The sequence below is a fragment of the Caballeronia sordidicola genome (assembly GCF_002220365.1).
In the GTDB taxonomy this organism is placed as follows: Bacteria; Pseudomonadota; Gammaproteobacteria; order Burkholderiales; family Burkholderiaceae; genus Caballeronia; species Caballeronia sordidicola_C.
The window spans coordinates 1-10,600 of sequence record NZ_MTHB01000173.1 but is presented as its reverse complement, the minus strand read 5'-3'; the positions used below and the strand labels follow the sequence as shown (position 1 = coordinate 10,600).

The window sequence follows — 10,600 nt, the reverse complement described above, 5'->3', positions numbered from 1 at the left end:
TGGGGATCAGCGAAATACTGCGCGCTGATATAGGCCATGGCATCCATCACTTTCTGCTGGTTGCTGCCGGAGTACTTGTTGAACATGTTGGAATCCAACATGATGGCGTAGCTGAGATTCGGGTACTTTCGAATCATGGGCTGAGCGACCAACCAACGCGTATTGGACTGGTCCGTCTGCCCCTGCCAATCCACCATCATGCCGTCTACACCGCGACTTGTCAGGTCAGAGAAGAATGCGTTGATGTAATTGGGGTCGCTGTTACTGTAGCCCACGTTGATGCCACTGTCATTTCCGCCGTCGAACCACGGCAAATAGTGAACCAGCACCTTGGTCGTGTTGCCCGGATAAAGCAGGGTGTGAACGTTGACCTTGGATACGTTGGTCGAGCCAGGCAGGGTTCCATTAGGCAAGCCCGCGAAGCTTGGGTTTGCCGAGGTATTAGGGGGCATGAGGACGGATTGGGCTGTTTGTGCGATGGCCGTCGTACCTGGAGTCGACGTGGTAGCTGGCGGCGTCGTGACGGATGGCGTCGTCGCCGGCGTTGTCACCGGCGTTGTCGTAACCGGCGGTGTGGTCACGGGTGGTGTGGTCACCGGCGGAGCGGTCACCGGCGGAGTCGTGACGGGAGGCGTGGTGATGGATGCAAGGCTGACCCAGCACGATTTTGCGTAGCCGTAAGCGGGATCGGTCTGCGAGACAGCCCCGACATAACAGTTGACGCCGTTCGTGAAGGTACTCGGGCTAGTCAGCATGACGGTCGGCGAGTTCGGCGGAACCGCACCGAACACCACGGATCCCTTGCCGGAAAATTTGCAGTTGCCGTTCTCACTCCCGCAGAACGTGTATTTCACGCCGCTGACAGTGATGCTGCTTTGCGCCTGGGCATTGCCAACACCGAACATCGCCAGCGTCGTCGCAATTGAAATCGGAAGTAGTCTTAAATATTTCATTGTAATCCCTGTTGTGCTTCTGCAAGTAATCCCCGAGGATCGACAAGATCGACCGAAGTCGTCCCGCGTTCGCGTTTTTTATGGAGCTGAGAGATTTGACCCGGGGATGCTGCTGATTGCTGCCGTGCTGCAAGAACGGCACCCTTCGACATGTCAATGCCGAACGCGCGGTTGACTCCACGGGTTCACTTCTGACCAAGGCTCTCGTGTAGGGAGAACCGGCCGATTAAATTAAATATTTCCTTATATATTCTGTCATCCTAATTAATAGATAAGTTATCCAATCCGTCTTGACTGGTCACAGCGACAGGAAATTGAGCTTGCTTCGAAGAAACTGTCCAGGCTAGTTGTCCCGCTGCCACATATCCGACTGTGACTGGGCCGCACGCGCAGTTATCCCCCGCCTGGAGGTTTCATCAACCTCGACGGAACGGACGTCGACCGGCTCACGCTGCGTTGTCAGCCAAGCAGCGACTTTGTTTAACTAAAGTCGTGCGCAAACCTATTTATAAAAACTGAAAACTACTTCTATGCAATCAACAAATTCACTGCCCTGACAGATAGCTGCGTGCCAGATCGTCAGTTCGCGCTTCGATTCGCCTCTCTCGGCCGCTGGCGAAGCGCGCACGTCTATCCACAGATCGCTGATCGCGCGCTCTGACCGAAGACATCACGCCTTCGAAACGACTGGTTATCCCGGAAAAGCACACTAATTCTGCACCGCGATGGAGTTCCTGACGCAGATATGGAGTGCTAAATCGTTACCTCTTGGACAGACTCTAAAAATATGCATTGCTAATGAAATAGGTGGTATCAATTTATTTGCACTGCCATGCATATTGTTCTTACTAGCCTTTCTTCCGCTGCCCATATTGTTTGCAAATCGCGAGCATTTCCGCTTATGCGGAAATGCTCGCGCCTAAATATCAAAGCGGTATGTCCGCGCATCCGATTCACGACACATCCAAGCCCAAAGGAGGACGAACGTGAATACAGCCGGGTGTCGGCTACTCGCTCTTCGGCGGAAGCTTAAATCCGCGTCCCACCTAGCGTAAAGGGTTCACAAGCTTTTGCAGCGTTCTGATGTAAAAACATTATTAAATTCGCCTTCTCCAATCCCTAGCACAACAAATGCGTTCTTGCCGCGGCTCTCTTCAATACAGACCTAGTATTTCTTACAGCTTGTTTTGCGTGAGCCAATTATATTCACAAAAAACGTTTCATAACTGAATCAAAACATGCAATTCGTAAAAAAGAATGACTCTCCTCCTATGATCTTGGAAGACTATTTTTATCCCATTATTGATAAGATATCGAGACATTTCTATCGATTAAGTACAATATTTCGAACGGATTTTCGAATTTTTTATTTGATAGATTGATGCGTAATTTTGACCGAATTCTATTTATCTAATAAATAGATGCTGCGTCGATTATTCATATGATCATTAATGAGCATATAGATGGTGTTTTTTCTTCTCGTTTTTCGTGCGGACTGTTGAAAAGCTCTACGGCCTCAAGGGTGACGAGACCAGTATCGCGGCGCTTAAAGCAACCGGCATCGACATGCCTACTCCTTGCGGGTTATGTAGCGCTAAGGCGGCAGGCGTACTATTCGAGGCTGACAAATATGCTTTTGCTGTGCGATGAAGAAAGCGCGAACACCGCGAAAGACGCTTGCTCCGGGGATCGCCCGGGTCCTGGCCGGTGGGCAAGAGTTGGCGGATGGACGAAACGTATATCCGAGTCAAAGGCCAGTGGAGGATTCTCTACCGGCGGTCGATAAGGTGGGTAAAACCATTGACCCTATCGATGCTGGGCTTCAGCGATTTTCGGTGCGCCCGTATCATCCCGTCCGGCATCGAAGTAATGCATATGATCATGAACGGGAAGATGAAAACCGAAAATGGACCTCATCCGTCCGCGCCGAGAAGGTTTATTCGATGGTTTTGTTAGTATTCTTTATTATTTCGGGTCTGCATCATCAAGATGCCCCTATCGCGACAGAACCGCGCTTCGATCTCCCGGTCCGTAGTGAGAAGGGCTTCAGTTGACCACTGGTGTTGCTCATTATCCAGCTGCATCGCGCTCAAATTCGCAAACATCTCGAACATGCGAACGACGCGCGGCTCAGATACTTTTGCTAGCCTTGCGTCGATTGCGCACAGGTTCCCGAAATATTCGCCATTCGGCTTGACGATGGCGACCGAGATATAGCTATCGAGCCTGTAGACATGCAGACCTGTGGTGGTCGCGATAGGTCACATTGTCACTAAAATGGTCGATGATGGTGGGCGCGCGGGCTGCGCGAGACTCATAGCAGAGTGTCGTTCCCAGCTCCAGTTGTCCGCCAGTAACGGTATCGCGAACGGCGCACGCGGTCCATGTAACGTTCGTAACCCGCGTGACGGCGGCGAACACCATTCCAATCTCATCGCAGATCGTTGGTAGAATCGGCGGCACTGCCCGAGGTGCGACACCGCACCTATATCGCGTGCCAGCGACTCTCGCGAGTCCGGTGAAGCAGGTAGGTTTTGCATTTCTTCTGTGCCTAGTCGCCTTGTATATTGGGATTTTGCATCATTTTAATTTTGCGCTTGCGCTGACCACTCTCCGCTCTGGAGCGTAGCGACTAGCAATCCGCGTATTCTGCGGAAGCGGAAAAAGCAGGCTGCTGTCGAAATGCCCGCAGCTATCAGACGCGTGGTCCTCTTTATTCGCTCGATCACACTGAGTAAGACTGGCAGCAACAGGGACTTCGCTGGATGAGGAAAGTTCAGTAATCGTAGAAGCGCCACCAAAATACGGCTGGAAAATAGGGTGTAGTAGTGTCTACAAAACTGTATTCGGCTTGTGCTTTTACAGAACCCGGGCCGAAGTCGCTTTTGTGCGCCGGGGCTCGATGATGCCCTAGGCCCACGTTAAAGGGTGGATGCGCTGCTCGCAAGCGGACGTCGATGCGTTTGGCGGAGTAACACCATATGTGGTCATGCCTCGGCCAGATTGCGGAGGTTGCCGTTAGTCGGATCAGACATTCGGGGAGCGACGCTTGTCATTGTCAAACCATTGAGTGTTCCGATGAGGTAATGACGGATGGTGACCAGATGTAACTCGCCCGTAATAAGTATCTTTTATCGACTTACGCGCCTAAGGTAGTTCATGCGCAGTGGCTATTCGGGCAGTGCCGCATCAATATTCGCTCAGCGTTACTAAATGAAGATTAGCTACTGCGAATAAAGGCACCTCAAAGAAGAGGGATAAGCAGCAACGATGCAGCCACGCTAGCCGCGCGGTCAACTTCGGGATTCTTTTCCATATACGGTCTAGAGGAGGTGCCATGATTCACGACGAAACCAGGAAGCTAACGGATGTGGAATGGGCATTCGTTTACTCGGAACTAAATCGCGCGGGCGCTGCGTGCAGCAAACATCCGCGTTTGCGCGGCATCGTCGACTCGATCTTTTGGATCAGTCGATACAAGACCAGTTGGACGGCCCTGCCCAGCAGCTATCCGCCGCACAGCACATGCTACGGTGCTTTCTATCGCTGGAAGTTGGCCGATCTTATACAACCGATCTTCCAGGTGCTTGGCGCGACGTTACCCGAAGCGCGGCCGCCGGGGGTCAAAAGTCGCCCACCACCTGAAAGTGTTGAGATCGCCGCAAAATCTTCCTGGCATCCCCGCAACACCGACAGCTAAACGAACAAAGGAGGTCCAATATTGGCTGCTTGCCGGCGATCATTCTGCCCTGGGGTCGCGACGTAACTCGGCGGAAACGCTTGCAGGTTTTAACAGCGATCGATCGTGCTCATTTAAAACCGGCTCTGGCGGAAAGTGGTGATTTTCAATGATTCGAGCACACGGTTCGACCGTCTCCTCGTGGCGGATCCAGTCCAACGACAACCGACTCGGACACGTTCCCGCGGCTTTCTCCACACAACAAGGCGTTCGTTGACAAACGTGATCTGGCGAAGCGCGGCTTCGAGGGTGCATCCCCAGCGCAGACCTGACGCCCAAGGACGCGAGGATGCCGGAACATCATCCAGCTTTTCAGCGATTCGAATATTGGCATCACCGCAGTCGAGTCCTGCGCAATATATTGCTAAATCGTCTCAGGACGACGATTTCTGGGTGCATTGTCATTGAGGCGATGCTCGTCGATATGAAAGGCCCGCGAGCTACTGCGGCGCATGGCCAGTATGTAAGTTTCGTCCTTTCCGCTGGTCATCATCTATACGGGCGAAAGGAAACCGATCTGCTACGTCATTCGCACCGAGCTATCAACAAAGGCTAACCCTCTTTCGAACGCCTGCCTGATGAAGTCACACTGTTCTTCGTAATGGATCAGATAGCCTAAGCGGAATGCACGCGATGTTGAGGCTCACTTTCATCGAATCGTGCTCCCTGGTTGTCCGCCGTTCCCTAAAGCCCGAAACAGTGTTTCACTTTGGCCGAATGCGATTTCTGTTCGTCTCAAATGTTTGTTCGCCCGCCATTATTTCAGGTACTCTACATCTTGTTCCTGATTAAATAACATCGGGATAAGTTTTTTGACTTCGGCGTAATCGGAGTGGAGACAAATAGTCTAATCAATTTAGAGTCTCTGATCTTACCCGCTGAATGTAAGCTTGCTTTCCAAGCGTCAACAGTAACATTGCAGAGTTTTTCACGTCCAAAACGTGGCCTTTATTCCAAGAAGTTGCAACGAATAACTTCTACCTACGACGGTTGTCTTTTTTTACCGCACCAATTGTCCACTTCGACTTAAGCGAATTTGCTTTCCTGGAAGAGCCTGCTGTGCCAAAGCAATGGATTTGCAGCGGCCGTGGCAACCATTGAAGCTTAAAACAGAATCAAAGAATAACGGAGTGGGCATGACTGTTTTCTTCGACAAAATCCTGAATGAAGTGCCCACCTGGATACGACAGCAGAAGAGACTGACCGATATCATACTGGTTGCTATAACTGGATATGGACAAGAGTCGGACCGACAACTCGCGCTAGGCGCCGGCTTTGACCATCATCTGGTCAAAGCCGTCGACTTTGCGAAGATACAAACAATCCCGGAGACTGCCGCAAAGGGCTACGCGACCCTTACACCGGCCGCCTGATAGGCATTCTCGCTAAGGCCTCCGGCTGCGCTTCGCGGCACATCCGCCGGAACAGGTCGCGTGAAACGGGAAATGCAGTGGAACGAGATAGAAGCGCAGACCCCAGATTGACCGTCGATTCCTAGCACGCAACTGCCTTTGTTCTCGCGGAGTGCGCCGGATCGATCGATATTTCTGCAAATGGCGTTGCTAAATTACGCTCAAGGTGACGCAATGATGCACGAATTCTTGGTGAATAACCGCACAGCATTGATTGACCGGTGCAGGAGGAAAGTCGCTCGGCGATCTGGCCGCACGATAAGCAAAGAACAACTGCAAAACGGCGTTCCATTGTTCCTGGATCAATTGATCGAGACGCTTAAAATCGAACAGACGAGCGATCCCATGACCCGCGGTGAAAATCACGGCCTGTCGGGGAGCGAGCTGCCCCACGACAACGTAGACGGATCGGCTGCAAAGCACGGGCGCGAACTACTTGTTCTCGGATTTTCGATCGATCAGCTCGTACATAGCTATGGCGATCTGTGTCAGGCAATCACGGACCTTGCTTGTGAGCGCGAGGTGCAATTTGTGGTCGATGAATTCAGAACGCTCACCCGCTGCCTGGAAAATGCAATAGCGAGCGCTGTTGTCGAGTACACCACGCAGCGTGATGCCAAATCGGCTCATAACACCGCGCTCGATATGACCGAAAAGATAGAGTACTTGGCCGAGGATCTACGAAGCCGTCTCGGGACAGCAATGCTTGCTTTTGCGGCAGCTAAGGCCAGCAATTTAAGTCTTAAGGGTGCAACCGGCTCGGTTCTCGAACACGGCCTGTTTGAGCTTCGCGATTTGATCGATCGAGCGCTAGCCGAGACACGCTCAACGTCCGGGGTTTCCCCCTGCGGGGAAGTGTTTTCCGTCGCCGAGTTCATCGAAGAGATCAAATTTGCTGCGGAGCTGGCTGCACAGGTACGCGGATGCTCGCTCCTTGTTGCAGCCGTTCATCCAGATCTTAATGCCAGGGGGAATCGAGATCTGCTATATGCAGCTCTCGGTAGTCTGGTGCAAAACGCCTTCAAATTCACCCGTGCACACACTGCCGTCTTTTTGAATGTACATACAGCGGCGGACCGCATCATGATCGATGTCGTTGACCACTGTGGCGGCCTGCCTAAAGGGGATACGGAAGGCATATTCTTGCCTTTTACACAGAGCACCAATGACAGAAGCGGACTCGGCCTTGGCTTGGCTTTTGCCAGAAAAAATGTCGAACTGAATGGAGGAAGCCTGACCGCTCGCGACATGCCCGGAAAAGGTTGTGCATTTACGATTAGCCTCCCCCTTTATGGTGGCCCGTTACCGGGTACGGGGGGCGGTCACTCCCTCTGAAACAGACCGGGAGCACCGTCCCTACCGTCAGATCCAACGCCGCGATTCAAGACCTCATGGGTGTGCACACCTTGCAGTGCACGTCGGATGAACGTGTTTCGGAATTTCGTGACTGTGCAGATCCGCTAGCGTGCAATCGTCAGGCCGATGGCCTCAAGCACCCACTCGCTAGCGCGTTTGCGGAAGGTTGTCGGATTCAACCCGGTCCTTGGCGCCAAGCCCTCTGTATTAAGCATAACCATTAGAGAGAACGATGAACGAGGATGTGAGAACGCTCTACTATGTCGGCGACAAAGTGGTTGCGTCTCTGCAAGCGCTCCTCGAGGAGCGTGCATGGCAGGTTGAGACGATCGAGCCGGACGACGGCTTTGGAATCACGCGCCGATTCGACAGTGCGTCGGCGGGGCTGTTTGACTTCTCAACGTTCCAGCGGCCGCTGGATTTTCCAGCTCTTCGCGGGTTGCTTTCTCATTCGCAAATCGGATGGGTGGCGATATGCCATCCGACCAACATTGAAGACCCAGGCGTGCTCCAGCTGATTCGTGATTTTTTCTTCGCTTACGTCGCGTTGCCGGCATCAAACGATCGGATCATCGACGCCATCGGCCACGCGTACGGCATGGCCTCGTTGGCGGAGCGCGCTTGGAAGGAACAGCCCAGCGGTCACTCAGAGGGCCACATGATCGGATCGTGCGACGCAATGCTTGCGCTGTTCCGTTCTGTCCGGAAGGTTGCAATGACCGACGCGCCCGTGTTCATCTCCGGCGAGTCGGGAACCGGCAAAGAATTGACCGCGCTTGCCATTCACGCCAATTCGGTGCGCTGCGATCGGCCGTTCATCGCGATCAACTGCGGTGCTATTCCCACTCACCTTCTCCAATCGGAATTATTTGGCTATGAACGCGGCGCCTTCACAGGTGCCAATCAGCGCAAGATCGGTCGGGTGGAGGCCGCAGATGGCGGCACACTTTTTCTCGATGAGATCGGAGACCTGCCCCTCGAAAGCCAAGCGAGCTTGTTGCGCTTCCTGCAAGAGCGCACGGTCGAGCGGCTCGGTGGCCACGCCCCCACCCCCGTCGATGTGCGCATCATCTGCGCGACGCACGTGGAGATGCAGACGGCCATGATCGATGGTCGTTTTCGGGCCGACCTGTTCCACCGCTTGTGCGTCCTGCAGATCAAAGAACCTCCGCTGCGCGCGCGTGGTAAAGATATCGAGTTGCTTGCCAACCACATACTCGAGCGCTTCAAGATGGACGCCAGTCGTCGAGTGCGAGGATTTGCGCCCGACGCGATCGCCGCAATCCACATCTATGGCTGGCCGGGCAACGTGCGCGAATTGATCAACCGCGTGCGCCGCGCGATCGTCATGTCCGACGGGCGCCAGATCCACGCGGTCGATCTCGAACTCGGGGAGCATGTCGCGGGCGCGCCGATGTCGCTGGCACGCGCGCGCGAAGCTGCTGAACGCCAAGCTATCGAACTGGCATTGCTGCGACATCGAGGACGCCTTGGCGATGCAGCGAAGGATCTGGGGATTTCTCGCGTAACGCTATATCGACTGCTCAACACTCACGCACTGCGGGTCGCAACAGTTCTTCCAGAGGTTGCTATGGAAGACGCGCCCAGGCCGGATGAGTGAACTTCGTCCCTGGTCTGACATGCCTTCGCATCTGAAACGAATTGCCTGTCTCGCAACGACGGCGAGGCCCGATGGAAGGAGTGTCCACGCGCCAACCTATTGCATTGCTGCTGATGCGGCGAGAAAGTCAGTTGAACCCCGCTTGCAAATCCGGATGACGTGGCGAATGCGATGGTCGTCATACCGTTGGGCCACATGATGAACCTGAAGGCCTTAATGCTTATTGCTAATCACACAGACGCTTGAGCGTTGTAGTGAAAGGCGCGAGGATAAAGTCAAGGCGGGGCAACCCCTCTTCATCTACCATAGGTCGGATGACGTTCAGCGTCTTGGGCCAGTCATAGCGTACCGCGGCAAGTCCCGACCGCTGCATAGAGGAGGTTCCGGTCCCCGCTAACAGCCAACTCTTCGTCACAGGGGACACCGTGAATTTTCACCCTTTGACTTGAGCCACCAGCTCCGCTGACCGCGTCACCTCGCCGATAAAGTCCGCCACTGAAAACATTCATGAGCCGTACCTTCTCATTCTTTGCGCGATCTAGGCAAGGGCGTCTGGTATTCCCTCAGGAGATTCGCGTTCGCGGCGCTCTTGATGACAACAGGCGAGCGTCATTGACACTACTCTTTAACCATCTAGGGTGTAACGCTGATTAGACTTTAGGGTATTTTGTTCGGTCGCCGCGGGGCAAGGCCAAAAAAAGGGTTTTGTCTCATTAGCGCGGTCGAGTAAAATTCGTCTACCGCAACGCATGACAAGCGTGATGGCAAAGACGAAGTCGCCGCGCAAGACGCTGCCCGCTGGCATTGGCAAGGTGCTGAAGCGGCTGCATTACCCGCTGGACGTGATCCTGCTGCTGCCGGTGTTTGAAAAAGCATTCCGCAAACGCAAACGGCCTGTCGGCAAGAGCTGGCGCCTTGATGAGACCTACGTCAAGGTCAAAGGCCAATGGAAATACTTGTACCGTGCCGTCGACAAGGCGGGTAACACGGTGGATTTCCTGCTGGGCGCCCATCGTGATAAGGCTGCTGCTCGCCGCTACTTCGAGAGGGCGATTGAACAGAACGGTGAGCCCGAGACAATTAACGTGGACAAGAGCGGCGCGAATCTGGCTGCACTTGAAGCGCTCAATGCCGAGCGTTTGACGCCGATCGAGGTCCGGCCAAACATATACCTGAACAACGTCGTCGAGCAGGATCACCGGGCCATCAAACGCATCATCAAACCGATGTTGGGGTTCAAGGATTTCCGGTGTGCGCGCATCATCCTGTCTGGCATAGAGATCGCGCACATGATTCGCAAGGGGCAGATATGTGACGATGGCGTTGCATCGACTTCTGCACAAAAGTTCTATTCTCTCGTGATGTAAGCAATCCTCTTCATCTCAGGCGACTGATCGTCGCATCGTCGCATCGTCGCATCGTCGCATCGTCGCATCGTCGCATCGTCGCATCGTCGCATCGTCGCATCGTCGCATCGTCGCATCGTCGCATCGTCGCATCGTCGCATCGTCGCATCGTC

6 protein-coding genes and 2 pseudogenes are annotated in these 10,600 nt (G+C 53.8%); 7 read left to right on the top strand and 1 reads right to left on the bottom strand.

The annotated features are described in order from the left end of the window. Window positions 1–905, bottom strand: a pseudogene (locus tag BSU04_RS45685) (hypothetical protein); the annotation flags it as partial. A gap of 1,755 nt (window positions 906–2,660) precedes the next feature. Here BSU04_RS45685 and BSU04_RS45680 point away from each other — a divergent pair. From BSU04_RS45680 to BSU04_RS25480, 7 genes and pseudogenes are all read left to right on the top strand, one after another. Next, window positions 2,661–2,758, top strand: a pseudogene (locus BSU04_RS45680) (DDE-type integrase/transposase/recombinase); the annotation flags it as partial. Then, the gene (locus BSU04_RS47180) at window positions 2,741–3,007 is read left to right on the top strand and encodes a hypothetical protein (protein WP_218827349.1); all 267 of its coding nucleotides are present in this window, start codon (window positions 2,741–2,743) and stop codon (window positions 3,005–3,007) included. The pseudogene BSU04_RS45680 and the gene BSU04_RS47180, both read left to right, overlap by 18 nt. A 1,283-nt stretch (window positions 3,008–4,290) precedes the next feature. Next, on the top strand, window positions 4,291–4,653 hold the full coding sequence (locus BSU04_RS25500) for a transposase (protein WP_089163189.1): 363 nt from the start codon (window positions 4,291–4,293) through the stop codon (window positions 4,651–4,653). A gap of 1,175 nt (window positions 4,654–5,828) precedes the next feature. Continuing rightward, window positions 5,829–6,065 (top strand): response regulator, encoded by a 237-nt coding sequence (locus BSU04_RS25495; RefSeq protein WP_089163188.1) that lies wholly within the window; start codon window positions 5,829–5,831, stop codon window positions 6,063–6,065. A 213-nt stretch (window positions 6,066–6,278) separates the two neighbouring features. Beyond that, window positions 6,279–7,439, top strand: coding sequence for a sensor histidine kinase (locus tag BSU04_RS25490; protein WP_179258437.1), 1,161 nt, complete (start codon window positions 6,279–6,281; stop codon window positions 7,437–7,439). A 253-nt stretch (window positions 7,440–7,692) separates the two neighbouring features. After that, window positions 7,693–9,081 carry a sigma-54 dependent transcriptional regulator gene (locus BSU04_RS25485; RefSeq protein WP_089163187.1) on the top strand — a complete coding sequence of 463 codons (1,389 nt, stop codon included), beginning with the start codon at window positions 7,693–7,695 and terminating at the stop codon, window positions 9,079–9,081. Window positions 9,082–9,830: 749 nt separating this feature from the next. Continuing rightward, the gene (locus tag BSU04_RS25480) at window positions 9,831–10,448 is read left to right on the top strand and encodes an IS6 family transposase (RefSeq protein WP_089163186.1); all 618 of its coding nucleotides are present in this window, start codon (window positions 9,831–9,833) and stop codon (window positions 10,446–10,448) included. Window positions 10,449–10,600 lie beyond the last annotated feature (152 nt).